A 24,856-nucleotide genomic window follows, 5' to 3' on the forward strand; every position below is an offset into this window, starting at 1 on the left:
ATGCTTACTCTTTCACAAATCAGCAAATCTTATTCTGGAGATCAGCATGTCCTGATGCCGACAGACCTGAATGTGAAAAAAGGCGAATTTGTAAGCATTATTGGACCAAGCGGCTGCGGAAAAAGCACATTGCTTGATATGATAGCCGGCATCAATAAGCCAACTAAAGGCCGTGTAAGGTACAATGGAGAAGATATTACAAATAAAACCGGTCTTGTCGGTTATATGCCCCAAAGTGATGTATTGTTTCCATGGAGAACGGTTTTGGATAATGTTATTCTTCCATTAGAAATACAAGGTACCGGTAGAGATGAGGCGCGCAATCAAGCACGCGGCCTTTTCCCGAAATTCGGACTTGCAGGATATGAAGATCATTATCCCTTTATGCTCTCAGGCGGAATGAGGCAGCGCGCCAATTTCCTTAGAGCATACCTAAACAATAAAGAACTCCTTCTATTAGATGAACCGTTCGGCAAGCTTGATGCGATGACAAGACTTGAACTGCAGAAGTGGTTTATTCAAATATGCGAGGAAACAGCTCAGACAGTGATATTTATTACACACGATATGGATGAAGCCATCTTCCTGTCAGACAGAATCTTCATCCTCTCACCAAGACCTGGATGCATAATAGAAGAAGTGAACGTAGAATTTACACGGCCAAGGAAAGAAAATCTCATTACAAGTCCGGAATTTGCTTTACTTAAAAGGAGATTGCTTGATGTTCTTCATTTAAACCAGAGCTGATTCAAATAGTAATTGACGCACTGAATTTCAGACAAATTCAGTGCGTTTTCGATAATTAAAATCTTTTTTTATAAAATGATAAAAAAGCTATTGCAAAGGGGATTTCAGCGTGGTATATTATTATTCGTTGCCGCGAAAAACGCGAAAAAGCAACAAAGCCTGAAAAAAAGAAAAGCAAAATAAACGCTTGACTTTAAAATGGCAAAATGTTATATTAATAAAGCTTCGCTTGAAGCAAATGATCTTTGAAAACTAAACAAAACCAAAAGCGTACCAAACGTTTTAAATTTTTGAAGTCAGCAACAAATTGAGTCACAAATTTTCTTCGGAGAGTTTGATCCTGGCTCAGGACGAACGCTGGCGGCGTGCCTAATACATGCAAGTCGAGCGGACCTCTTAGGAGGTCAGCGGCGGACGGGTGAGTAACACGTGGGCAACCTGCCTGTAAGACTGGGATAACTCCGGGAAACCGGAGCTAATACCGGATAGTATCTTGAACCGCATGGTTCAAGTTGGAAAGACGGTTTCGGCTGTCACTTACAGATGGGCCCGCGGCGCATTAGCTAGTTGGTGAGGTAATGGCTCACCAAGGCAACGATGCGTAGCCGACCTGAGAGGGTGATCGGCCACACTGGGACTGAGACACGGCCCAGACTCCTACGGGAGGCAGCAGTAGGGAATCTTCCGCAATGGACGAAAGTCTGACGGAGCAACGCCGCGTGAGTGATGAAGGTTTTCGGATCGTAAAACTCTGTTGTTAGGGAAGAACAAGTGCGAGAGTAACTGCTCGCACCTTGACGGTACCTAACCAGAAAGCCACGGCTAACTACGTGCCAGCAGCCGCGGTAATACGTAGGTGGCAAGCGTTGTCCGGAATTATTGGGCGTAAAGCGCGCGCAGGCGGTTTCTTAAGTCTGATGTGAAAGCCCCCGGCTCAACCGGGGAGGGTCATTGGAAACTGGGAAACTTGAGTGCAGAAGAGGAGAGTGGAATTCCACGTGTAGCGGTGAAATGCGTAGAGATGTGGAGGAACACCAGTGGCGAAGGCGACTCTCTGGTCTGTAACTGACGCTGAGGCGCGAAAGCGTGGGGAGCGAACAGGATTAGATACCCTGGTAGTCCACGCCGTAAACGATGAGTGCTAAGTGTTAGAGGGTTTCCGCCCTTTAGTGCTGCAGCTAACGCATTAAGCACTCCGCCTGGGGAGTACGGTCGCAAGACTGAAACTCAAAGGAATTGACGGGGGCCCGCACAAGCGGTGGAGCATGTGGTTTAATTCGAAGCAACGCGAAGAACCTTACCAGGTCTTGACATCCTTTGCCACTTCTAGAGATAGAAGGTTCCCCTTCGGGGGACAAAGTGACAGGTGGTGCATGGTTGTCGTCAGCTCGTGTCGTGAGATGTTGGGTTAAGTCCCGCAACGAGCGCAACCCTTGATCTTAGTTGCCAGCATTCAGTTGGGCACTCTAAGGTGACTGCCGGTGACAAACCGGAGGAAGGTGGGGATGACGTCAAATCATCATGCCCCTTATGACCTGGGCTACACACGTGCTACAATGGATGGTACAAAGGGCTGCGAGACCGCGAGGTTTAGCCAATCCCATAAAACCATTCTCAGTTCGGATTGCAGGCTGCAACTCGCCTGCATGAAGCTGGAATCGCTAGTAATCGCGGATCAGCATGCCGCGGTGAATACGTTCCCGGGCCTTGTACACACCGCCCGTCACACCACGAGAGTTTGCAACACCCGAAGTCGGTGGGGTAACCGCAAGGAGCCAGCCGCCTAAGGTGGGGTAGATGATTGGGGTGAAGTCGTAACAAGGTAGCCGTATCGGAAGGTGCGGCTGGATCACCTCCTTTCTAAGGATATATGAGGACGCTTTTGGTTTTTGTTTAGTTTTGAGAGATCATTCTCTCTATGATAGAAGACAAATCATCTGATTTGTCAGTTGTTCTTTGAAAACTAGATAACGTAATTGATAACAAGTAATTCACTGAGATTTACGCTTACCATAATTAGTGATTTTCTAGACATTTATGTCTAAACAAACAACGAAATGCGAAACGCATCTGATGATGCGATTGACCATTTAGGTTAAGTTATGAAGGGCGCACGGTGGATGCCTTGGCACTAGGAGCCGATGAAGGACGGGACTAACACCGATATGCTTTGGGGAGCTGTAAGTGAGCTTTGATCCAGAGATTTCCGAATGGGGAAACCCACTGTTCGTAATGGAACAGTATCTTTATCTGAATACATAGGATAAAGAAGGCAGACCCGGGGAACTGAAACATCTAAGTACCCGGAGGAAGAGAAAGCAAACGCGATTTCCCAAGTAGCGGCGAGCGAAACGGAATTAGCCCAAACCAAGAGGCTTGCCTCTTGGGGTTGTAGGACACTCTATACGGAGTTACAAAGGAACGGGGTAGATGAAGCGACCTGGAAAGGTCCGTCAGAGAAGGTAATAACCCTGTAGTCGAAACTTCGTTCCCTCCAGAGTGGATCCTGAGTACGGCGGGACACGAGAAATCCCGTCGGAAGCAGGGAGGACCATCTCCCAAGGCTAAATACTCCCTAGTGACCGATAGTGAACCAGTACCGTGAGGGAAAGGTGAAAAGCACCCCGGAAGGGGAGTGAAAAGATCCTGAAACCGTGTGCTTACAAGTAGTCAGAGCCCGTTAATGGGTGATGGCGTGCCTTTTGTAGAATGAACCGGCGAGTTACGATCCCGTGCAAGGTTAAGTTGATGAGACGGAGCCGCAGCGAAAGCGAGTCTGAATAGGGCGTTTTAGTACGTGGTCGTAGACCCGAAACCAGGTGATCTACCCATGTCCAGGGTGAAGTTCAGGTAACACTGAATGGAGGCCCGAACCCACGCACGTTGAAAAGTGCGGGGATGAGGTGTGGGTAGCGGAGAAATTCCAATCGAACCTGGAGATAGCTGGTTCTCTCCGAAATAGCTTTAGGGCTAGCCTCAAGTATGAGAGTCTTGGAGGTAGAGCACTGATTGGACTAGGGGCCCTCATCGGGTTACCGAATTCAGTCAAACTCCGAATGCCAAAGACTTGCTCCTTGGGAGTCAGACTGCGAGTGATAAGATCCGTAGTCAAGAGGGAAACAGCCCAGACCACCAGCTAAGGTCCCAAAGTATACGTTAAGTGGAAAAGGATGTGGAGTTGCTTAGACAACCAGGATGTTGGCTTAGAAGCAGCCACCATTTAAAGAGTGCGTAATAGCTCACTGGTCGAGTGACTCTGCGCCGAAAATGTACCGGGGCTAAACGTATCACCGAAGCTGTGGACTGTTCTTACGAACAGTGGTAGGAGAGCGTTCTAAGGGCGTTGAAGCTAGACCGTAAGGACTGGTGGAGCGCTTAGAAGTGAGAATGCCGGTATGAGTAGCGAAAGAGGGGTGAGAATCCCCTCCACCGAATGCCTAAGGTTTCCTGAGGAAGGCTCGTCCGCTCAGGGTTAGTCGGGACCTAAGCCGAGGCCGAAAGGCGTAGGCGATGGACAACAGGTTGATATTCCTGTACCACCTCCTCACCATTTGAGCAATGGGGGGACGCAGGAGGATAGGGCAAGCGCGCTGTTGGATATGCGCGTCCAAGCAGTTAGGCTGAGAAGTAGGCAAATCCGCTTCTCATATAAGGCTGAGCTGTGATGGCGAGGGAAATTTAGTACCGAAGTTCCTGATTCCACACTGCCAAGAAAAGCCTCTAGCGAGGTGAGAGGTGCCCGTACCGCAAACCGACACAGGTAGGCGAGGAGAGAATCCTAAGGTGAGCGAGAGAACTCTCGTTAAGGAACTCGGCAAAATGACCCCGTAACTTCGGGAGAAGGGGTGCTTTTTAGGGTTCATAGCCCTGAAAAGCCGCAGTGAATAGGCCCAGGCGACTGTTTAGCAAAAACACAGGTCTCTGCGAAGCCGCAAGGCGAAGTATAGGGGCTGACGCCTGCCCGGTGCTGGAAGGTTAAGAGGAGAGGTTAGCGCAAGCGAAGCTTTGAATTGAAGCCCCAGTAAACGGCGGCCGTAACTATAACGGTCCTAAGGTAGCGAAATTCCTTGTCGGGTAAGTTCCGACCCGCACGAAAGGCGTAACGATCTGGGCACTGTCTCAACGAGAGACTCGGTGAAATTATAGTACCTGTGAAGATGCAGGTTACCCGCGACAGGACGGAAAGACCCCGTGGAGCTTTACTGTAGCCTGATATTGAATTTTGGTACAGCTTGTACAGGATAGGTAGGAGCCTTGGAAGCCGGAGCGCCAGCTTCGGTGGAGGCATTGGTGGGATACTACCCTTGCTGTATTGAAATTCTAACCCACAGCCCTGATCGGGCTGGGAGACAGTGTCAGGTGGGCAGTTTGACTGGGGCGGTCGCCTCCTAAAATGTAACGGAGGCGCCCAAAGGTTCCCTCAGAATGGTTGGAAATCATTCGCAGAGTGTAAAGGCACAAGGGAGCTTGACTGCGAGACCTACAAGTCGAGCAGGGACGAAAGTCGGGCTTAGTGATCCGGTGGTTCCGCATGGAAGGGCCATCGCTCAACGGATAAAAGCTACCCCGGGGATAACAGGCTTATCTCCCCCAAGAGTCCACATCGACGGGGAGGTTTGGCACCTCGATGTCGGCTCATCGCATCCTGGGGCTGTAGTCGGTCCCAAGGGTTGGGCTGTTCGCCCATTAAAGCGGTACGCGAGCTGGGTTCAGAACGTCGTGAGACAGTTCGGTCCCTATCCGTCGTGGGCGCAGGAAATTTGAGAGGAGCTGTCCTTAGTACGAGAGGACCGGGATGGACGCACCGCTGGTGTACCAGTTGTCTTGCCAAAGGCATCGCTGGGTAGCTATGTGCGGAAGGGATAAGTGCTGAAAGCATCTAAGCATGAAGCCCCCCTCAAGATGAGATTTCCCATCACGCAAGTGAGTAAGAACCCTGAAAGATGATCAGGTTGATAGGTCTGAGGTGGAAGCGCGGTGACGTGTGGAGCTGACAGATACTAATCGTTCGAGGACTTAACCACAGTCTAATAAAGTGTAAAACCTAAGTGAATCTTGTTATCAAACGTTATTTAGTTTTGAAAGAATAACTTCTTTCAAAAAAAGCTTGAAATCTTTTGATTTCATAGTATAATAATTTTTGTCACTATGTCTGGTGATGATGGCAAAGAGGTCACACCCGTTCCCATGCCGAACACGGAAGTTAAGCTCTTTAGCGCCGATGGTAGTTGGGGGTTTCCCCCTGTGAGAGTAGGACGTTGCCAGGCTAATGACAAAAATATTCAAGCGGAGGATTAGCTCAGCTGGGAGAGCATCTGCCTTACAAGCAGAGGGTCGGCGGTTCGAGCCCGTCATCCTCCACCATTTATTCTTGTTGTTAACATGCTGCAAAAGAGATCAGCAAAAAAGTATTACTTACCTTATATGCCGGTGTAGCTCAATTGGTAGAGCAACTGACTTGTAATCAGTAGGTTGGGGGTTCAAGTCCTCTTGCCGGCACCATTCGGTCTGAAACCGAATCAAGAAAATCGAGCCACTCCTTGAATAATCTTTCTGAGATTTGGGTGTCTTGCAAAACTAAAGAGTGTTTTCTTAACTAAGTGCCATTAGCTCAGTCGGTAGAGCATCTGACTTTTAATCAGAGGGTCGAAGGTTCGAGTCCTTCATGGCACACCATTTTTCCTTAATATGCGGGTGTGGCGGAATTGGCAGACGCGCTAGACTTAGGATCTAGTGTCTTTGACGTGGGGGTTCGAGTCCCTTCACCCGCATCATATTTTGCGGAAGTAGTTCAGTGGTAGAACACCACCTTGCCAAGGTGGGGGTCGCGGGTTCGAATCCCGTCTTCCGCTCTTACTTGCGCCGGGGTGGCGGAACTGGCAGACGCACAGGACTTAAAATCCTGCGGTAGGTGACTACCGTACCGGTTCGATTCCGGTCCTCGGCACCACTTATATCATATATGCGCCCGTAGCTCAATTGGATAGAGCGTTTGACTACGGATCAAAAGGTTATGGGTTCGACTCCTATCGGGCGCGCCATATACGGGAAGTAGCTCAGCTTGGTAGAGCACTTGGTTTGGGACCAAGGGGTCGCAGGTTCGAATCCTGTCTTCCCGACCATTTCCAACTTTTAATTAGGGGCCTTAGCTCAGCTGGGAGAGCGCCTGCCTTGCACGCAGGAGGTCAGCGGTTCGATCCCGCTAGGCTCCACCAATTAAATAGAATTAATTGACTTTGTTCCTGGGGCGGTGTAGCTCAGCTGGCTAGAGCGTACGGTTCATACCCCGTGAGGTCGTGGGTTCGACTCCCTCCGCCGCTACCAAAAAAAGGACCTTTAGCTCAGTTGGTTAGAGCAGACGGCTCATAACCGTCCGGTCGTAGGTTCGAGTCCTACAAGGTCCACCATTCTATTTAGTCTTTCGGAGGTATACCCAAGTCCGGCTGAAGGGATCGGTCTTGAAAACCGACAGGGGAGTCAAATCCCGCGGGGGTTCGAATCCCTCTACCTCCTCCATTATTATTTTAAATTAGTGAAATATTTACTTCAGCAAACCGATTGATACACAGCATAATCGGATGAGAAAAAACTTGATTATTATTGTCGCGGGGTGGAGCAGTCTGGTAGCTCGTCGGGCTCATAACCCGAAGGTCGCAGGTTCAAATCCTGTCCCCGCAACCAAATGGTCCCGTGGTGTAGCGGTTAACATGCCTGCCTGTCACGCAGGAGATCGCCGGTTCGATCCCGGTCGGGACCGCCATTTTCACTTGATTTGCGCAGTATTAGTAAAATGCTGTGAAGATTTAATTAAAACAAATGGCTTGGTAGCTCAGTCGGTAGAGCAAAGGACTGAAAATCCTTGTGTCGGCGGTTCGATTCCGTCCCAAGCCACCATTTACCTTAATGATGTAAATTGTAAAAAATATAATAGTGGCGGTTGTGGCGAAGTGGTTAACGCACCAGATTGTGGCTCTGGCATTCGTGGGTTCGATTCCCATCAGTCGCCCCATTTTTATATTCATATTGCGGGTGTAGTTTAATGGTAAAACTCTAGCCTTCCAAGCTAATGTCGTGGGTTCGATTCCCATCACCCGCTCCATAATGGGCCTATAGCTCAGCTGGTTAGAGCGCACGCCTGATAAGCGTGAGGTCGATGGTTCGAGTCCATTTAGGCCCACCATTTCTGTTTTGGTGAAATAAGGTTTCAATATTATTCCGCAGTAGCTCAGTGGTAGAGCTATCGGCTGTTAACCGATCGGTCGTAGGTTCGAGTCCTACCTGCGGAGCCATATCTGGGGAAGTACTCAAGTGGCTGAAGAGGCGCCCCTGCTAAGGGTGTAGGTCGCGTAAGCGGCGCGAGGGTTCAAATCCCTCCTTCTCCGCCAGAAAGCCTGTTTTTGGCCCGTTGGTCAAGCGGTTAAGACACCGCCCTTTCACGGCGGTAACACGGGTTCGAATCCCGTACGGGTCATACTTAAAAGAGTGCTGCACATAGTGCAGCGCTTTTTTGTTGATTTTAAATGCTGAAACCTAGATTGTAAATCGGTCAAGTCTATTATGAGATCTTTTAAGTAGTAGTCTTTATTGGTTATGAATCAAGCTGTATCCTCCTTACCGCCTTACTATCCGAAATGATTCTCCTACTCGCAGATTGCCCTTCCAACTATCTAAAAAAAATAGTGTGGTAGCTCGCCAGAATAAATCCGCTTATAAAAAACAACTCAAAATCATTCTGAAAACTCGAATGGAGCTTCTGCTCATCAAAACTTCAGCACAGGTCATAAAAAAGATGATTCACTTTCTTTTCCCCGGCCTAAAAAATATATTTTCAACAAATAATATAAATTTTTATAAAAATATCGAGCGTGGAGGTTTCATTAATAACAAACAGAGGTATAAGTAATCGTAATAAAGAAAACAAAAGCGAAGAATAAAAAGATTTCGACAATTCTTACTCATTTTGTCGAATTAACTGTTATTGTGATATAACTTACTCGAATTACACTATTAGAATATTATGTTAGAAATTCCTGTATTTTCTTACACATAATGAGTTAATTAGTATATTTGACTGATGTTTATTTCGTCAAATTCTTCTATTATCCTTATTTCTTTCGTTTCTTTATTCGACATTTTTTTAGCAGTCATTTTAAAAGAATAATTTTTTGAAAAATGAATACTGGTTCATGACATATCATGTCAATAAGTAGAAGCGCTTACAAAAAAGGTAATCCTTCCCTCTGATTGAAATTAGAATTAAGATAAACTTTATAGAAAGGGTGATTAGGAATGAATCTTGCTACGCCAACTGATTTTGAGGTTCATCTTTTCCATGAGGGAAATTTGTTTAAAGCTCATGAATTATTTGGTGCTCACAGCAGCGTACGAAACGGTGTTTGCGGTACTGTGTTTACTGTTTGGGCTCCTCATGCGCTTGAGGTGCGGGTTGCAGGTGATTTTAATCACTGGGACGGCTCGAATCACAAGCTTGAAAGAGTGAATGATCAAGGTATCTGGTCTGCTTTTATTCAGGATATAAAAGAGGGAGACCTTTATAAATACGAGATTATTACACTGAAAAATGAGAAAATTCTTAAATCTGATCCATTTGCTTTTTATGCTGAGGTAAAACCTAATACCGCTTCGATTGTTTATGATCTGGCAGGATATGAATGGAACGATCAGAAGTGGCAGAAGAAGAAGCGTCAAAAGGAAATTTATAACCGTCCGATGTATATTTACGAGCTTAATCTTTGTTCTTGGAAAAAGAAAGAGGACGGCAGCCTTTATACATATTCGGAGCTGGCGGATATATTGATTCCGTATGTTCTCGATCATGGATTTACTCACATTGAGCTTTTGCCTATTATTGAACATCCTTATGACCGTTCATGGGGATATCAGGGAACAGGATATTATGCGGCCACCAGCCGGTACGGAACTCCTCATGACCTAATGAAATTCATAGATCTTTGTCATCAGAATAATCTTGGCGTCATCATGGACTGGGTGCCTGGTCATTTCTGCAAGGATGCTCATGGACTTTATTATTTCGACGGGGAACCGACATTTGAATATAAGAGATATGAAGACCGGGAGAATGAGGTTTGGGGTACGGCTAACTTTGATTTAGGCAAGCCTGAGGTTCAGAGCTTCTTAATCTCAAATGCTCTTTTCTGGCTTGAAAAGTATCATATTGATGGGTTCAGAGTGGATGCAGTAGCAAATATGCTGTACTGGCAGAATACTGAAGAGCCTCACGAGAATCCATTTGCAGTGAGCTTTTTGAGAAAGCTGAATGAAAATGTATTTGCGTATGATCCTGGTGTTTTAATGATCGCAGAGGACTCTACAGACTATCCTTTAGTGACATCACCTACCTCTGATGGAGGGCTTGGGTTTAACTATAAATGGAACATGGGCTGGATGAACGATATTCTCAAGTACATGGAAGCTCCGCCTGAACAGCGGAAGCACCTGCATCACAAGGTATCATTCTCTTTGATCTATGCTTTTACTGAGAACTTTATCCTTCCGCTTTCACATGATGAAGTGGTTCATGGAAAACGTTCGCTGCTGAATAAAATGCCGGGTGATTATTGGCAGAAGTTTGCCCAATATCGTCTGCTGCTCGGGTATATGATGACTCATCCAGGCAAAAAACTGCTGTTTATGGGCGGGGAGTTTGCCCAGTTTGATGAGTGGAAGGATCTTGAGCAGCTTGATTGGGTGCTTGATGATTTTGACATGCATCAAAAGGCAAGAAGCTATTTCAAGGAATTGCTGGCCGTTTATAAGAGACAGCGCCCTCTGTATGAGCAGGACCACTCTCATGAAGGCTTTGAATGGATTGATGTGAATAATTCCGAGCAAAGTATATTTTCCTTTATCAGAAGAGGCCTAAAGCCTAATGAGCAGCTCGTTGTAGTCTGCAACTTCACACCGCAAACCTACCACGATTATAAAGTGGGGGTGCCGGCTGATACAAAATACATTGAAATCATGAACAGTGATGACACTGTATTTGGAGGATCAGGCCAGGTTAATAAGAAAGATCTTAAAGCACTAGAAGGCATGCAGCATAATCAGCCTTATCACATATCAATGACCATTCCGCCTTATGGAATATCCATTTTACGCGCAGTTAAAAAACGAGAGGAGACAATCAACCATGGTGAAAAAAAAGTGCGTCGCAATGTTATTGGCAGGAGGAAAGGGTAGTCGATTAAGTTCGTTAACGCAAAACCTTGCAAAACCCGCAGTTCCATTTGGCGGAAAGTACCGCATTATCGACTTTACATTAAGCAATTGCTGCAATTCAGGTGTAGATACAGTTGGGGTGCTTACACAATATCAGCCGCTTGTCCTGAATTCTTATATCGGAATTGGCAGTGCATGGGATCTAGACCGTAAAAATGGAGGAGTTACAGTGCTCCCTCCATACGCAGAATCATCAGAAGTTAAATGGTACAAAGGAACGGCAAGTGCCATCTATCAAAACATGAACTACTTAAAACAGTATGATCCTGAGTATGTCCTGATTTTATCTGGTGATCACATCTATAAAATGGATTATTCGGAAATGCTTGATTACCATGTTGAAAAAGATGCAGACGTAACGATCTCTGTTAAAGAAGTGCCATGGGAAGAAGCAAGCCGCTTTGGCATTTTAAATACAGATGCAAATTTAGAAGTTATCGAATTTGATGAGAAGCCTCAAAATCCTAAGAATAACCTTGCATCAATGGGTATTTATATTTTTAAATGGTCGATATTAAAAGATTTTTTGGAGATGGATGAAAGGAATCCGTACTCAAGTCACGACTTTGGCAAAGACGTATTGCCTTTGCTGCTTGATGAAAAGAAAAAACTTATGGCTTTTCCATTTAAAGGCTATTGGAAAGATGTCGGAACGGTTAAAAGTCTTTGGGAAGCCAATATGGATCTCTTAAATGAAGTGCCAGAACTTGATTTGTTTGATAACAACTGGCGGATATATTCTGTTAACCCGAATCAGCCGCCTCAATATTTATCAGAGGGTGCAGAAGTAACGGAATCTCTGGTGAATGAAGGATGCGTGGTTTATGGAACCATTTACCATTCGGTTTTATTCCAAGGTGTAACAGTAGGACAGCATTCGTTCCTGAAAAACACGGTTGTCATGCCGGATGCGGTCATTGGCAATAATGTATATATTGAAAATGCGATTGTTCCATCAGGTTTAGTAGTACCGGATGGCATGGTGATTCGTTCGGATAAAGATATTGAAGAAGTCATTTTAGTAACGGAAGAGCTAGTAGAGCAAACGGCAGGAGCATAACCGGTAAGTACGATGTGCAAACAGCAGAGAAACCCTATTTATTTCCGATGAAAATAAACTAATGCGAGAGGTGGAACAGCTATGAATCAAAGGATGCTGGGAATTATTGATGCAACAACGTATACAAATGCCATCGAGGACTTAACGGTGAATCGGTCGATGGCTGCTATTCCGTTTGCGGGGCGTTACAGATTAATTGATTTTGTTTTATCAAATATGGTGAATTCAGATATTGAAAGTGTAGCTATTTTCCCAAAATACCAATATCGTTCCCTAATGGATCATTTAGGGTCAGGCAAGCAATGGGATCTTAATAGAAAGCGCGATGGGCTGTTCTTTTTCCCGTCTCCGCATTTAAATGATCAGTATAATGAATTCGGATCCATTCGCCAGCTGTCAGATCACATTGACTATTTCTTGAGAAGCAAGCAGGAATATGCGGTGATCACAAACAGCTATACAGTCTGCAACATTGACTTCAAAGATGTTCTGGCGAAACATGTGAAAATGGGCTGCGATATTACGGAAGTTCGCAAAGACGGCGAATCTCTGCATATGTATGTGATGTCGACAAAATTATTACTGAATCTTATCCATGATAATAATCAAACGGGTTATAAAACCATTGCACAAGTAATCATGGAGAATACTCATAAAATGATGATTTGTGATTATGAGTTTGATGGATACGTTGCCATTATTGATTCAATTGAAAGCTATTACCGCCACAGCTTAGATATGCTTAAGCCGGAAGTTTGGCAGCAGTTATTTATTAAAAACCGTCCGATCTTAACCAAGGTGAAGGATGAGCCGCCTGCAAGACACGGACAGAATGCTGTTGTGAAAAACTCAATGATCGCAAACGGCAGCATAATTGAAGGGTATGTAGAAAACAGTATTATTTTCAGAGCTGTTCATATCGGAAAAGGAACAGTCATAAAAAATGGTATTATTATGCAAAAATCTCAGGTTGGAGAAAATTGCGTGCTTGAGAATGTAGTTCTTGATAAAGATGTAAAAGTAGGCAGCGGCATCGAATTAAAAGGATCTGCTGATCTGCCGATCGTACTTAGAAAAGGAACAGTACAAGGAGCGCTGATGAAATCGTGAAGGTATTATTTGTTGTATCGGAATGTGTCCCTTTTGTAAAATCAGGGGGTCTGGCGGATGTTGCAGGGGCGCTGCCCAAGGAATTAAAGCGTCTTGGAACAGATATTCGAGTGATTTTACCTAAATACGGTCAAATTCCGGAGCGGTTCCGGTCAAAAATGAAAAAAATCAAAGATATTGTTGTTCCTGTCGGATGGAGAAGACAATATTGCGGAATTGAACAGCTGGAATTTGAAGGAATCACGTATTATTTCATCGATCATGAATATTATTTTAAGCGTGACTCTTTATATGGCCACTATGATGATGGGGAGCGTTTCTCTTTTTTCTCTAGAGCTGTTCTGGATTCGATTAAAGCAGTCGATTTCCAGCCTGATGTGATTCATTGTCATGATTGGCATACAGGCATGGTGCCATTTCTATTAAAAGAAGAGTACGCTTCTCAATCGTTTTATGAAAATATGAAAGCAGTTTTTACGATTCATAACCTGCAATTTCAGGGTATTTTCCCAAGAGATATTCTGCATGATTTACTTGGTCTTGATGATCGGTATTTTAATGCAGATCAGCTGGAATTCCACGGCTTTGTGAACTTTATGAAAGCTGCTCTTGTGGCTTCAGATATGATTACAACAGTAAGCCCTACATACAAGAATGAGATTCAGACCCCTTACTTCGGTGAACGTCTTGATGGGCTGCTGCGGGTGAAGGAAGCATCCCTTGTAGGAATATTAAATGGAATTGATGATGCGATTTATAATCCGGGGGACGATCCATACATAGCGTTTCCGTATGATGAAAACTCTGTCAAAAACAAAGCAAAGAATAAAAAAGAGCTTCAGAAGATGTTTGGTCTTCCGGAAAAAGAGGATACGCCTCTTCTTACGATGGTCACTCGTTTAACGCAGCAAAAGGGCCTTGATTTGGTCGAGCGCGTCCTGCATGAAATGCTTCAATCAGATATGCAGATTATTATCCTTGGAACCGGTGAGAAAAAGTTCGAGGATTTCTTCAGGCACATGGAGTGGCTGTATCCTGATAAGTGCAAGGCATACATCGGATTTGATGAGCCGCTTGCACACCGCATCTATGCGGGCTCGGATTTCTTTTTAATGCCTTCGCAGTTTGAACCATGCGGTCTTGGCCAGCTGATTGCTCTTCGCTACGGATCGATTCCGATTGTAAGAGAAACAGGCGGCCTGAATGATACTGTAACATCCTACCGCGATGATACAGGTGAGGGAAATGGCTTTACGTTCACCAACTTCAATGCTCACGATATGAAGAACACTGTTAATCGCGCATGCTCTATTTATAAAAATAAAACCATTTGGAACAGCCTTGTCAAAACAGCGATGAAGGAAGACTACAGTTGGGCGCAGTCAGCGTTTAAATACAACCAGCTTTATGCTGATTTAATGACTAGGAGTGGGAGTCATGTTCTCTAACAAAAATGAATTTAAAGACAGTTTTCTTAAGCGCTTGGAAATGAGTTATGGAAAAAAATTTGCTGAATCAACAAAACGTGATCAATACCAAACGCTTGGAAATATGGTAAGAGAACATATCAGCAGCAATTGGATCACAACGAACGAATGGAACCGTGCAAGCAACAACAAACAAGTTTATTATTTATCGATTGAGTTTTTGCTTGGGAGACTGCTCGGACAAAATCTTTTAAATTTGGGCATTCGTGACGTTGTACTTGAAGGATTTGCTGATCTTGGCATCAACCTTGAAGAGATTGAAGAAAGTGAAGCAGATGCAGGTCTTGGCAATGGCGGTTTAGGCCGCCTTGCTGCTTGTTTTCTAGATTCGCTTGCTTCATTAAATTTGCCGGGACATGGTCTTGGCATTAGGTATAAACATGGTCTTTTTGATCAGAAGATTGTGGATGGCTATCAAGTGGAGTTGCCTGAGCAATGGTTAAGGCACGGAAATGTATGGGAAGTCCGTAAACCGGACCAGGCGATTGAGATTCCGTTTTGGGGAAAAGTTGAACATGTATACGAAGATGGAAAGCTGGACTTCCGCCATGTTCATTCTGAAAATATTATGGCTGTACCTTATGATATGCCTGTGATTGGGTATGAAACGAGCACAGTTAATACGCTGAGGCTTTGGAACGCTGAGCCTGCTCCAAATCCGCCTCACCGTGATGTTCTTGCTTATAAACGTGAAACAGAAGCAGTGTCGGAGTTTTTATATCCGGATGACACGCATGACGAAGGAAAGATTCTCAGACTTAAGCAGCAATATTTCCTTGTCTCTGCAAGCTTGCAGTCCATTGTCCGGTCATACCTTAAAAAGAATGATACCCTGCATGAATTCCACAAGCATGTTGCCATCCATGTAAACGATACTCATCCCGTTCTTGCCATCCCGGAGCTGATGAGAATTTTGCTTGATGAAGAGCATATGGAATGGGAAGAAGCTTGGAATATTACGTTTAATACGATATCTTATACGAATCATACGACATTATCTGAAGCACTTGAAAAATGGCCGCTGCATATCTTTAAGCCGCTGCTCCCAAGAATCTATATGATTGTAGAGGAATTAAACGAAAGATTCTGCAAAGAGCTGTGGAATCGTTTCCCTGGTGATTGGAAGCGTATTGAAAATATGGCGATTATCGCTCACGGCGTCGTGAAAATGGCTCATTTAGCGATTGTCGGAAGCCACAGCGTCAATGGAGTCGCAAAAATCCATTCTGACATTCTGAAAACCCGGGAAATGAAATTGTTCCATCAAATTTATCCTCAAAAGTTCAATAACAAAACCAATGGAATCACTCACCGAAGATGGCTGCTTAAAGCCAATCCAGAATTGACAAATCTCATTACCGAAACAATCGGGACCGACTGGATTAAAAACCCGCACCTTATGATTGAACTAAAACGCCATATCTATAATCCGCTTTTAAAGGAAGAATTTGCAGCCGTTAAACGAAAAAGAAAAGCGATTCTTGCAGACATTATCGAAAAGAAAACGGGAATTGCCGTCGATAAACATTCGATTTTTGATGTTCAAGTTAAGCGTCTTCATGCATATAAACGACAGCTGTTAAATGTGCTGCATATCATGTATCTTTATAACAGGCTGAAAGAGGATTCAAACTTTACGATCTATCCAAGAACGTTTATATTTGGAGCCAAGGCATCCCCAGGCTACTATTATGCGAAAAAGATCATTAAACTAATTAACTCGCTTGCAGATAAAGTGAACAGCGATCCTAAGGTTTCGCAGATGATGAAAGTCATTTTCATGGAAAACTACCGGGTTTCGCTTGCTGAGCATATCTTCCCGGCGACAGATGTCAGTGAACAAATCTCAACTGCCAGTAAAGAGGCATCTGGAACAGGAAACATGAAATTTATGATGAACGGTGCGCTCACAATGGGAACTTTGGACGGAGCGAATATTGAAATTTTAGAAGAAGTCGGAAAAGAGAACATCTTCACTTTTGGCTTAAAGGCCGATGAGGTTCTGAATTATTACGAAAATGGCGGGTATCGCTCATCTGAGTATTATCATCATGATCTGCGGATCAGACAAGTGGTCGATCAGCTCACAAACGGATTCTTCCCTGATACAGAAGATGAGTTTGAAGCAATTAAAGACTCTCTGCTTTATGAAAATGATCAATATTTTGTTTTACGTGACTTTGCATCGTATGTCGATGCCCAGGAACAGCTTGAAAAAGCTTACAAAAACCAAGATAAGTGGCTTGAAAAAGCACTTCTTAATATTGCTCACTCTGGCTATTTCTCAAGTGACCGGACGATTCATGAGTATGCTGATGGCATTTGGGATATCCAGCCGATTCCTGTTATTCATTAAGTCTTTGAAAACCCGCCTGTTGAGCGGGTTTTCTGCTGTCTAAGTTTTTTAGGGATTTTCGAGATTTCGAAAAAAAATCAAGATGTACAAGCTTTAGATAATCGCATTGATAGTAAGACAGGAAAAAAACGCATGAAACTTTCATGCGTCTACCGAATTATCGATTATCTCCATCAAGCAATCGTCCAAGTCCGCCCAGAATACTGCCTTCTCCTGAAGCGTTTCCGCCGTTGCTTGGAGCATTTGCAAATATGCGGTCAGCAAGACGGCTGAAGGGGAGTGATTGTACCCATACTGTCCCAGGCCCTTGTACAGTTGCAAAAAATAATCCTTCACCGCCGAAGAAGGCCGTTTTGACTTTTCCGACATATTCAATGTTGTAGTGAACGTCCCGCGTCATCGCGACAAGACAGCCTGTATCAATTTTCATGCACTCCCCAGGTGCAAGCTGCCGCTTATGTATCGTACCTCCAGCATGCAGAAAAGCTAGTCCGTCTCCTTCTAGCTTTTGCATAATGAATCCCTCACCGCCAAAAAAACCGGTTCCTAACTTTTTCTGAAAATCAATTCCGACAGACACGCCTTTAGCAGCACAGAGGAAGGCGTCTTTTTGACAAACGACCTTTCCCTGCATTTCTTTTAAGTCGACAGGAATGATTTTGCCTGGATAGGGCGCTGCAAATGAAACTTGCTTTTTGCCCTTAGCTTTATTTGTAAAGACCGTCATAAATAAACTTTCTCCAGTAATAACACGCTTACCGGCACCTACTAAACGGCTCATCAAGCCCTTTTGCTCTGATCCGTCACCAAAGATGGTTTCCATATCAATGCCGTCATCCATCATCATCATACCCCCGGCCTCGGCTACTACACTTTCACTTGGATCGAGCTCAATTTCAACAAACTGCATGTCATCTCCATAAATCTTGTAATCAATTTCATGTGCGTTCAAAAAGGTCACCTCTTTGCTTTTTTTTGTAAAAATTCGTCATAAAGAAAGAAAACCCTCCTGTTTTCCATTTATAATGAAAGAAGTTCGTCATATAAAGGGGATAAGTATATGCCTGTCATTAGAAATACGATTAGTATGAAAGCGCCAATCGAAGTCTGCTTTGACCTCGCACGGAATGTAGAGGTCCATCCGAAAACGACTAAAAAAACAAAAGAGAAGGCGGTTGGCGGTGTAACCTCCGGGCTTCTTCAAGAAGGTGATACAGTTGTATGGGAAGCCGTGCACTTCGGTATAAAATAACAGAGATGAACAGGCCTTATGAATTTAAAGATATGATGGTTAAAGGAGCATTTAAGTCTTTTATTCATACACATACTTTCGTTGCTTCAGGAAATGAAACAAGTGATGATTGATCACTTTGACTATCTATCTCCATTAGGGTTTTTGGGCAAAGCCGCAGATTTTTTATTTCTAGAGAGGTATATGCAAAAATTTCTCTCAGACCGGGCAGAGGAGCTGAAAAAAATCGCGGAAACAAATTAAAACAGAGTTCCGTGGCGGAAACTCTGTTTAAGATTATTGGAAAGCATAAAATTTTGAGCATTGATGTTCAGAACCGATTCGCTGAAAATACCTTTTCTGCCAGATTCTTGTTTTCGGAGCTTAACAAGGCGCATTCGCTTTTATTCCTCACTATATGGTTCTTTTTCTGATGCAGGAAGATCCCCGAAAGGAGTCATCAGTCCTTCTTCATCGAGTGTATGTTCATACTGTCTATGCTGGATGTTTGGATACACGGTTACGTTCTTTCCTTCAATATCTGTAGCCGCGAAATTTTCATAATCCTCTACATACCCTGTTGGGTCATCGTTCTCCATGTATACGTCGTTGTATGAATCAACAGGATATTCCATGTCAGAAGGAGTATCAGAGCTGCCGAAGCGCTCTACGTCCTGATAAGTGTCCTCCGCATCATAGGCTTCCGAATCGCTTTCATCGTATTCGAATTGTCCGAATGGCGGCTCAAGTATGCTTTCCTCAATCGGTCTTGAGTGAGAAATGGCCTGCTCAGGGGAATGTTCCTTGCATGTTGTTGCAGTCGGAAGCACTTCAAGTCTTTCCTCAGGTATATCTGTTCCGCATACTTCGCATACCCCGTAAGTTCCCTTTTCGATGGCTGAAAGTGCTCGATTTATATCACTTAATTCTTCCTCAACATGCTCATTTAAAGCGATATCTTTTTCACGCTCATAAAGCTCTGTACCCTCATCGCCCGGATGGTTGTCGTAGCTTGAAAGCTCTCCAGTAGAATCGTGCCCGAAGCTTTGCTCAAGTCCAAAATGTTGGTTTTCCTGGAGATGATGCTCGATTTCTGCTTTTCTTGCATCAAGCTGTGAGCGAAAGGAAGCCATTTGACCGCTGTTAAGCATTCCATTCACGCTCCTTTCTTAAAAAATAAGTATTTTTAAAAAAAATAAAATGTATATAAATTTTCGCCAATGGTCTCTAGCTCCATCCCCCAACTCCTCGGACAGAACAAATCTGTCACGAATGAGTAAAACGGGTGATTCCGCTTTTCTTAGTATGAACATAATCACCTAAATCATGATTGTAAATAATGCACAAAAAAAACACGGCCCGTCAAAGGGCCGTGCAGATTTAGATCGTGCTTATGAATAAACCTAGTGCGAGCAAAAAGCCAAATTGGATATTTGTCTGAGCTGTTGCTTTCATCGCAGGCATCATTTCCAGCGGCAATGATTTGCCTGCGAATTTTTTTACGGCGCTGTATGCTTTAGGGGTGCTTATTAAGACTAAAAGCGCCCAAAAGGATAAATAGCCGAGTGCAATCATGATTAAGATGACTGCATATGAAGCAGCAAACATTGTAGCGAGGAAAATAATCGCTTTTTTGCGTCCAATCAGGATCGCAAGGGTCTTGCGTCCATTTTCTTTATCACCATCAAGGTCGCGGATATTATTTGATAGCATGATGTTTCCAACCAGGAAAGCGATGGGAATGGAAATAATAATGCTGATCGGTGAAATCGTTCCAGTTTGAATATAATATGCAAGCAGGATAATCACCATTCCCATAAAGAAACCGGCAACCAGCTCTCCAAATGGAGTGTAGGCAATTGGCATAGGGCCGCCTGTATAAAAATAGCCTGTAGCCATACAGATTAATCCTATTACAGCGATCCACCAAGTGGAATTCATGCAAATATACACGCCTAATAGGACGGCGACGCCGAAAAATGCGAAAGCAAGGTTTAGAACTGTCTGAGGTTTCACACCGTTTCTGACAATAGCTCCCCCAATTCCGACTGAGTTTTCATTATCAAGTCCGCGTTTAAAATCGAAATATTCGTTGAACATGTTAGTTGCAGCCTGGATTAAGATGGATGCAATCAGCATAGCTAGAAATAATAAGATATGAACCTGACCTTCATTTAAAGCAAGAACCGTACCAATCGTAACTGGAATAAAGGCTGCAGATAATGTATGCGGACGGAGCAGCATCCACCATACTTTCCAGCTTTTATCCGGTTTGATGGAAGGCACATTTTGTGTAATGTGTGATTGTGTATGCATCAAAGATTTCTCCCCTTTTATAACCAAATGGAGCACGTTTGCTTCCCAGAATTAAGTGTAGGAAATTTACAATATTGTGTCAATCCTTTTACAAATGTTTGAACAATCATTTAATTCCCTCACTGGAAATTTCTTCAGCGAGAGCTTTTGATTTTAATGTATCCAGGGTAGTAATATAATAAGGATAATAGTCGTTATTTCTATTATACCATTTCTTTGCCCAAGTACTATTGACACCTCTTTCCTCTGAGGTGTATCTTAATATAAGCGATTTTTCGGTTTTGGAGGGATTTCCAATGATTACGGCATTAAAACATACATTTACGGAGATTATAAAGCGTGCTTTGGAGGAAGCCAGACAGTTTGATAAACCGGTCATATTAAGTCAGGTCAAGACGTTAAATGATTCGATGAATCCCCTCCATTTTTATGCGGCAGGCGAGCGGCTTTTTTTAGGCGAGCGGTTTTATTGGGCAACTCCTGGTTCACGCTTTACAATTACAGGCTTGGGAAACGAATACACGGTAGAAAATGATTCTTCCGAAAGTGATCGTTTTGGGCGGATTGAGTCTGATTGGAAACGCTTTAAAAAAATGGCGCATTATGAAGATGCTGCGCACGCACATATAGGGACAGGCGCTTTGTTATTTGGCGGTTTTTCTTTTGATCCGCATAATCGCAGAAACGAGCGCTGGAACAAATACCCTGAGGCAAAATTCTTTTTGCCGTCCGTCATGCTTACCGTAAAAGACGGAGTTTCTTTTCTGACAATCAATCGTGTGATAAAGCCTGCTGATGATCTTGAATCTTGTGCGAATCATTTTACAACGATTGCTAATGAAGTCCTGACAGGAAAGCCAGGCGCTGGAGAAGAGTCTGTAAACAATTACACGATTAAAGAGACAGATACGGAAATATGGCTTTCTGCAGTGGAAAAAGCAACAGGTTCCATTAAAAGCGGTGAGCTTGATAAAGTGGTGCTGGCACGAGAAGTACAATTAAAGTATGATCACAACATTAATATCTATTCAGCTTTAAGCAAACTGCAGAAAGAGCAGCCTACAAGCTTTATCTTTTCTTTTGAAAATGGCCGTCAATCTTTTATTGGTGCAACACCAGAACGTCTGATCAAAAAAGAAGACAGCAGGCTGCTTTCAACATGTCTGGCCGGTTCTATAAAAAGAGGGAAGAACAAGCAAGAAGATACAGAGCTTGGGACTGATCTTTTGAATGATGAAAAAAATCTGATTGAACATGCGATTGTTGTGAAAATGATTAAAGATTCGTTTGAGGAATGCTGCAGCCAAGTGGAGGTTTCAGATCACCCGCAATTATTAAAAACGAAAAACATCCAGCATTTGTATACACCGATTGAAGGGTCTATGAAGGCAGGGTATTCCTTATTGAACTTAGTAGAAAAACTTCATCCTACACCTGCCTTAGGCGGATACCCGAAAATGGCTGCAGTTGAAATGATCAGAGAGATAGAACCTATGGACCGCGGCTGGTATGCCGGTCCAGTCGGATGGCTTGATGCTGAAAACAACGGTGAGTTTGCAGTAGCCATAAGATCCGGCTTAATTAAAGGCAATCAGGCAACCCTGTTTGCAGGATGCGGCATTGTAGCAGAATCCGATCCTCAAATGGAATATCAGGAAACACTGATTAAACTTAAGCCGATGCTCTCTGCGCTTGGAGGAGTCAAACATGAGTGCAAATAAATCTTTAACCCTTTACGCAGCAAGTTTTGTTGATGAATTAACTAAAGCGGGTGTTCGGGATGCGGTTATTAGCCCCGGATCAAGATCAACGCCTATGGCCATGCTGATGGCTGAGCATCCTGATATAAAAATTCATATTTTGATTGATGAACGATCAGCAGGTTTTTTTGCCCTTGGCCTGGCTAAGATGCAGGAAAGACCTGTTGCTTTGCTTTGTACATCAGGAACGGCAGCAGCTAATTATTTTCCTGCAGTTGTTGAGGCATTCTATTCAAGAGTGCCTTTGCTTGTTTTAACGGCGGACCGTCCGCATGAGCTTAGAGATGTGGGTGCTCCACAGGCAATCGATCAGCTGCATCTGTTCGGACGCTATGCAAAATGGTTTGCTGATATGGCTATTCCGGAGCATACTGCTGAGCTTCTTCATTATGGAAGAACAATGGCGGCACGTGCAGCAGGCAAAGCCATTTCTTCTCCATCCGGACCCGTTCATCTGAATTTTCCGTTCAGAGAACCTCTTGTACCTGATTTAGAATCTGAAGATTTATGGACAAGCCTGAATGCTCGTCCTAAACAGGTGCAAGTAACGGCAGGTTCGTCAATTATTGATGCTTGTGATGTACAGCGCTTAGCTGAACTCCTTTCACTAGAAAAAAAGGGATTGATTATATGCGGAGAATTGCACGATCCTGAATTTAATGAAGCAGCAGTGAAGTTATCTTCAGTCCTGAAGTACCCGATTCTTGCCGATCCTCTTTCTAATTTTAGAACAGGAACCCATGATCAATCATCAGTGATTGAGTGCTATGATGCATTTATGAAGGATGAATACATAACAAAGCAGCTAAAACCTGAAGTCATTATTCGGTTCGGAGCTATGCCGGTTTCAAAGCCGCTGTTTTTATTCTTGAAGAGAACAGAGAATATCCGTCAAATTGTTGTCGATGGACAAGGCGGCTGGAGGGAACCGACCTTAATGGCGGCAGAAATGATTGAATGCAAGGAGAGCTGGCTTTGCAAAGAGTTTATTAAGCAAATCAAAAATCGAGAAGATACGGATTGGCTGCAGTTATGGCAGAAAGTAAATCTTGTTTCGCGTGAAATATTAGGTACTGCTGAAGATAAAGGCGGCGACCTATTTGAAGGAAATGTATTTCGTGAATTGCAGCATGCGCTTCCCCAGAAGTGTCAAGTGATAGCAGGAAACAGCATGCCCATCCGGGACCTTGATAACTATTTCCTAAACACGGAAAAGGACATTGCCGTTTATGCTAACAGAGGGGCAAATGGAATCGATGGGATCGTTTCAACAGCGCTTGGAATGAGTACAGGTGCCCGCAAAGATCATCCAACTTTTTTAGTCATCGGCGACCTGTCCTTTTATCATGATATGAATGGTCTTCTTGCTGCTAAAATGCACAAACTTAATTTGACCATCATTCTTATTAATAACGATGGGGGGGGAATCTTTTCGTTTCTTCCGCAGTCAAAAGAAGAGAAGCATTTTGAAACATTATTCGGCACTCCAACAGGTCTTGATTTTAAACATGCTGCCGATCTTTATGACGCCTCATATACACTGCCGGCAACATGGGGGGAGTTCCGATCAGCAGTGTCAGATGCTGTCATTAATAAAGGTTTGAACATCATAGAAGTCCGCACAAATCGTCAAACTCGTGTCAGCATTCATCGTGAATTGATGAATCGTGTTTCCCAGGAAATAAGAGAGAAGATCTTTAAATGAAACGAATGAAGAAGACGATTAGAGGAGTATCCTATCATATTGAAACGTATGGAATAGGAGAAGGAATACCTTTAGTTCTTCTCCACGGATTTACAGGCTCAACTGAAAACTGGTATCCTTTGCTGGAGATGTTCAGCTTAAGCCATTATAAAGTCATCTTAATTGACCTTATCGGACATGGGCAGACAGATTCACCTTCAGAGTTTGAACGTTACAGTATGGATGAATCGGTTAAGGATTTACAGGCTATTTTTGAAGAGCTCCATCTTAATAAAGTCATTCTTGCAGGGTATTCTATGGGAGGCAGACTGGCATTATCCTATGCAAGCCAGCATCCTGAGCGGATTGACAAGCTGGTTCTGGAAAGTGCATCTCCCGGATTAAAATCAGAGGCTGAGAGAATGAGCAGAAAAGAAAATGATCGAAAGCTCTCTCAGTTTATAAAAGAGCATGGAATGGAATCCTTTATAGATTTCTGGGAGAATATATCGCTGTTTGCCTCTCAGAAAACTTTGCCTGGGGACGTTCAAAAAAAACTGCGCGGCCATAGGCTGAAAAATGAAGAGGCAGGGCTTGCAAACAGTCTTTTAGGGATGGGGACCGGATCACAGAAGTCCTTATGGGACAGCCTCGATTCTCTAAAAATTCCCATTCTGCTCGTTAGCGGAGATATGGATGAAAAGTTCTGCGGGATTGCAGAAGAGATGAAAGAATTGCTCCCATATTCGACATTTATTAAAATAATTGGTGCAGGTCATGCTGTTCATGTGGAACAACCGCAAATCTTTGGTAGAATAGTAAATGAGTTTATTAATACGTAAACG

12 protein-coding genes, 21 tRNA genes, 3 rRNA genes and 1 pseudogene are annotated in these 24,856 nt (G+C 43.8%); 34 read left to right on the plus strand and 3 right to left on the minus strand.

Annotated elements, in window-relative coordinates; all coding sequences use genetic code 11:
* The 30 genes from QFZ72_RS07110 to QFZ72_RS07255 all read left to right on the plus strand — a co-directional run bounded on the left by QFZ72_RS07110 (window position 1) and on the right by QFZ72_RS07255 (window position 17,020).
* The gene (locus tag QFZ72_RS07110) at window positions 1-747 is read left to right on the plus strand and encodes an ABC transporter ATP-binding protein (RefSeq protein ID WP_307431256.1); all 747 of its coding nucleotides are present in this window, start codon (window positions 1-3) and stop codon (window positions 745-747) included.
* A 322-nt stretch (window positions 748-1,069) separates the two neighbouring features.
* Window positions 1,070-2,607: ribosomal RNA gene (locus QFZ72_RS07115) — 16S ribosomal RNA — on the plus strand.
* 233 nt (window positions 2,608-2,840) lie between these two features.
* A 23S ribosomal RNA gene (locus tag QFZ72_RS07120) occupies window positions 2,841-5,771 on the plus strand.
* Window positions 5,772-5,898: 127 nt separating this feature from the next.
* Window positions 5,899-6,014 (plus strand): 5S ribosomal RNA (rrf, locus tag QFZ72_RS07125).
* The 16S, 23S and 5S rRNA genes sit together here with 21 tRNA genes alongside, the layout of an rRNA operon.
* A gap of 21 nt (window positions 6,015-6,035) precedes the next feature.
* Window positions 6,036-6,111, plus strand: a tRNA-Val gene (locus tag QFZ72_RS07130).
* Window positions 6,112-6,173: 62 nt separating this feature from the next.
* A tRNA-Thr gene (locus tag QFZ72_RS07135) sits at window positions 6,174-6,249 on the plus strand.
* Window positions 6,250-6,347: 98 nt separating this feature from the next.
* Window positions 6,348-6,423 (plus strand) — tRNA-Lys (locus QFZ72_RS07140).
* Between the two features lie 14 nt (window positions 6,424-6,437).
* Window positions 6,438-6,518, plus strand: a tRNA-Leu gene (locus QFZ72_RS07145).
* A gap of 9 nt (window positions 6,519-6,527) precedes the next feature.
* Window positions 6,528-6,599: transfer RNA gene (locus QFZ72_RS07150), tRNA-Gly, on the plus strand.
* Window positions 6,600-6,608: 9 nt separating this feature from the next.
* Window positions 6,609-6,697, plus strand: a tRNA-Leu gene (locus tag QFZ72_RS07155).
* A gap of 14 nt (window positions 6,698-6,711) precedes the next feature.
* Window positions 6,712-6,788: transfer RNA gene (locus tag QFZ72_RS07160), tRNA-Arg, on the plus strand.
* Between the two features lie 4 nt (window positions 6,789-6,792).
* Window positions 6,793-6,869 (plus strand) — tRNA-Pro (locus QFZ72_RS07165).
* Between the two features lie 17 nt (window positions 6,870-6,886).
* Window positions 6,887-6,962, plus strand: a tRNA-Ala gene (locus QFZ72_RS07170).
* Window positions 6,963-6,993: 31 nt separating this feature from the next.
* Window positions 6,994-7,071, plus strand: a tRNA-Met gene (locus QFZ72_RS07175).
* Between the two features lie 6 nt (window positions 7,072-7,077).
* Window positions 7,078-7,154, plus strand: a tRNA-Ile gene (locus QFZ72_RS07180).
* A gap of 16 nt (window positions 7,155-7,170) precedes the next feature.
* Window positions 7,171-7,263: transfer RNA gene (locus QFZ72_RS07185), tRNA-Ser, on the plus strand.
* Between the two features lie 88 nt (window positions 7,264-7,351).
* Window positions 7,352-7,428 (plus strand) — tRNA-Met (locus tag QFZ72_RS07190).
* A gap of 3 nt (window positions 7,429-7,431) precedes the next feature.
* Window positions 7,432-7,507 (plus strand) — tRNA-Asp (locus tag QFZ72_RS07195).
* Window positions 7,508-7,565: 58 nt separating this feature from the next.
* Window positions 7,566-7,641: transfer RNA gene (locus QFZ72_RS07200), tRNA-Phe, on the plus strand.
* 39 nt (window positions 7,642-7,680) lie between these two features.
* Window positions 7,681-7,756 (plus strand) — tRNA-His (locus QFZ72_RS07205).
* A gap of 16 nt (window positions 7,757-7,772) precedes the next feature.
* Window positions 7,773-7,846: transfer RNA gene (locus tag QFZ72_RS07210), tRNA-Gly, on the plus strand.
* A 4-nt stretch (window positions 7,847-7,850) separates the two neighbouring features.
* Window positions 7,851-7,927 (plus strand) — tRNA-Ile (locus tag QFZ72_RS07215).
* Between the two features lie 34 nt (window positions 7,928-7,961).
* Window positions 7,962-8,036 (plus strand) — tRNA-Asn (locus QFZ72_RS07220).
* Between the two features lie 5 nt (window positions 8,037-8,041).
* A tRNA-Ser gene (locus tag QFZ72_RS07225) sits at window positions 8,042-8,132 on the plus strand.
* Window positions 8,133-8,146: 14 nt separating this feature from the next.
* A tRNA-Glu gene (locus QFZ72_RS07230) sits at window positions 8,147-8,218 on the plus strand.
* Between the two features lie 818 nt (window positions 8,219-9,036).
* The gene (glgB, locus tag QFZ72_RS07235; protein WP_307431259.1) at window positions 9,037-10,968 is read left to right on the plus strand and encodes a 1,4-alpha-glucan branching enzyme; all 1,932 of its coding nucleotides are present in this window, start codon (window positions 9,037-9,039) and stop codon (window positions 10,966-10,968) included.
* Window positions 10,922-12,067, plus strand: coding sequence for a glucose-1-phosphate adenylyltransferase (locus tag QFZ72_RS07240; protein WP_307439638.1), 1,146 nt, complete (start codon window positions 10,922-10,924; stop codon window positions 12,065-12,067). Before glgB ends, QFZ72_RS07240 begins: the two co-directional genes overlap by 47 nt.
* An 81-nt stretch (window positions 12,068-12,148) precedes the next feature.
* A complete protein-coding gene (locus QFZ72_RS07245; protein ID WP_307431262.1) occupies window positions 12,149-13,177 on the plus strand; it encodes a GlgC family sugar phosphate nucleotidyltransferase in 1,029 nt (342 codons plus the stop codon).
* Window positions 13,174-14,625, plus strand: a complete 1,452-nt coding sequence (gene glgA / locus QFZ72_RS07250; protein ID WP_307431265.1) for a glycogen synthase GlgA — start codon at window positions 13,174-13,176, stop codon at window positions 14,623-14,625. Before QFZ72_RS07245 ends, glgA begins: the two co-directional genes overlap by 4 nt.
* Complete coding sequence (locus QFZ72_RS07255; protein ID WP_307431269.1) at window positions 14,615-17,020, plus strand: glycogen/starch/alpha-glucan phosphorylase; 2,406 nt, start codon at window positions 14,615-14,617, stop codon at window positions 17,018-17,020. The genes glgA and QFZ72_RS07255 overlap by 11 nt, the downstream gene beginning before the upstream one ends.
* Window positions 17,021-17,177: 157 nt before the next feature.
* Here QFZ72_RS07255 and QFZ72_RS07260 read toward each other — a convergent pair whose 3' ends face one another.
* Window positions 17,178-17,972: a TIGR00266 family protein gene (locus QFZ72_RS07260; protein ID WP_307431272.1), complete on the minus strand. Its 795-nt coding sequence runs from the start codon at window positions 17,970-17,972 to the stop codon at window positions 17,178-17,180.
* Between the two features lie 108 nt (window positions 17,973-18,080).
* On the opposite strand from QFZ72_RS07260, the pseudogene QFZ72_RS07265 reads away from it, so the two are divergent.
* A pseudogene (locus QFZ72_RS07265) lies at window positions 18,081-18,515 on the plus strand (SRPBCC family protein).
* Window positions 18,516-18,655: 140 nt separating this feature from the next.
* Here the strand turns inward: QFZ72_RS07265 and QFZ72_RS07270 are convergent.
* Both QFZ72_RS07270 and QFZ72_RS07275 read right to left on the minus strand, forming a co-directional pair.
* Window positions 18,656-19,402, minus strand: a complete 747-nt coding sequence (locus QFZ72_RS07270) for a TraR/DksA C4-type zinc finger protein (RefSeq protein WP_307431275.1) — start codon at window positions 19,400-19,402, stop codon at window positions 18,656-18,658.
* A 229-nt stretch (window positions 19,403-19,631) separates the two neighbouring features.
* The gene (locus tag QFZ72_RS07275; RefSeq protein ID WP_307431278.1) at window positions 19,632-20,567 is read right to left on the minus strand and encodes a 1,4-dihydroxy-2-naphthoate polyprenyltransferase; all 936 of its coding nucleotides are present in this window, start codon (window positions 20,565-20,567) and stop codon (window positions 19,632-19,634) included.
* Between the two features lie 296 nt (window positions 20,568-20,863).
* Here QFZ72_RS07275 and QFZ72_RS07280 point away from each other — a divergent pair, with 296 nt between their 5' ends.
* Genes QFZ72_RS07280 through menH form a run of 3 tightly spaced genes read left to right on the plus strand, consistent with a single transcriptional unit; the run spans window position 20,864 to window position 24,853 of the window.
* Window positions 20,864-22,288, plus strand: coding sequence for an isochorismate synthase (locus tag QFZ72_RS07280; protein WP_307431280.1), 1,425 nt, complete (start codon window positions 20,864-20,866; stop codon window positions 22,286-22,288).
* Window positions 22,275-24,032, plus strand: coding sequence for a 2-succinyl-5-enolpyruvyl-6-hydroxy-3-cyclohexene-1-carboxylic-acid synthase (gene menD / locus QFZ72_RS07285; RefSeq protein ID WP_307431282.1), 1,758 nt, complete (start codon window positions 22,275-22,277; stop codon window positions 24,030-24,032). Before QFZ72_RS07280 ends, menD begins: the two co-directional genes overlap by 14 nt.
* Window positions 24,033-24,037: 5 nt before the next feature.
* Window positions 24,038-24,853, plus strand: a complete 816-nt coding sequence (menH, locus tag QFZ72_RS07290) for a 2-succinyl-6-hydroxy-2,4-cyclohexadiene-1-carboxylate synthase (protein ID WP_307439640.1) — start codon at window positions 24,038-24,040, stop codon at window positions 24,851-24,853.
* Window positions 24,854-24,856 lie beyond the last annotated feature (3 nt).

Source organism: Bacillus sp. V2I10 (assembly GCF_030817055.1).
GTDB lineage: Bacteria > Bacillota > Bacilli > Bacillales > Bacillaceae > Bacillus_P.

Excerpts from the sequence above, each read along its gene's own strand:
- QFZ72_RS07110 (WP_307431256.1), top strand. The coding sequence starts at position 1 with ATGCTTACTCTTTCACAAATCAGCAAATCTTATTCTGGAGATCAGCAT.
- glgB (WP_307431259.1), top strand. The coding sequence starts at position 9,037 with ATGAATCTTGCTACGCCAACTGATTTTGAGGTTCATCTTTTCCATGAG.
- QFZ72_RS07245 (WP_307431262.1), top strand. The coding sequence starts at position 12,149 with ATGAATCAAAGGATGCTGGGAATTATTGATGCAACAACGTATACAAAT.
- QFZ72_RS07255 (WP_307431269.1), top strand. The coding sequence starts at position 14,615 with ATGTTCTCTAACAAAAATGAATTTAAAGACAGTTTTCTTAAGCGCTTG.
- QFZ72_RS07270 (WP_307431275.1), bottom strand. The coding sequence starts at position 19,402 with ATGCTTAACAGCGGTCAAATGGCTTCCTTTCGCTCACAGCTTGATGCA.
- QFZ72_RS07275 (WP_307431278.1), bottom strand. The coding sequence starts at position 20,567 with ATGCATACACAATCACACATTACACAAAATGTGCCTTCCATCAAACCG.
- QFZ72_RS07280 (WP_307431280.1), top strand. The coding sequence starts at position 20,864 with ATGATTACGGCATTAAAACATACATTTACGGAGATTATAAAGCGTGCT.
- menD (WP_307431282.1), top strand. The coding sequence starts at position 22,275 with ATGAGTGCAAATAAATCTTTAACCCTTTACGCAGCAAGTTTTGTTGAT.
- menH (WP_307439640.1), top strand. The coding sequence starts at position 24,038 with ATGAAGAAGACGATTAGAGGAGTATCCTATCATATTGAAACGTATGGA.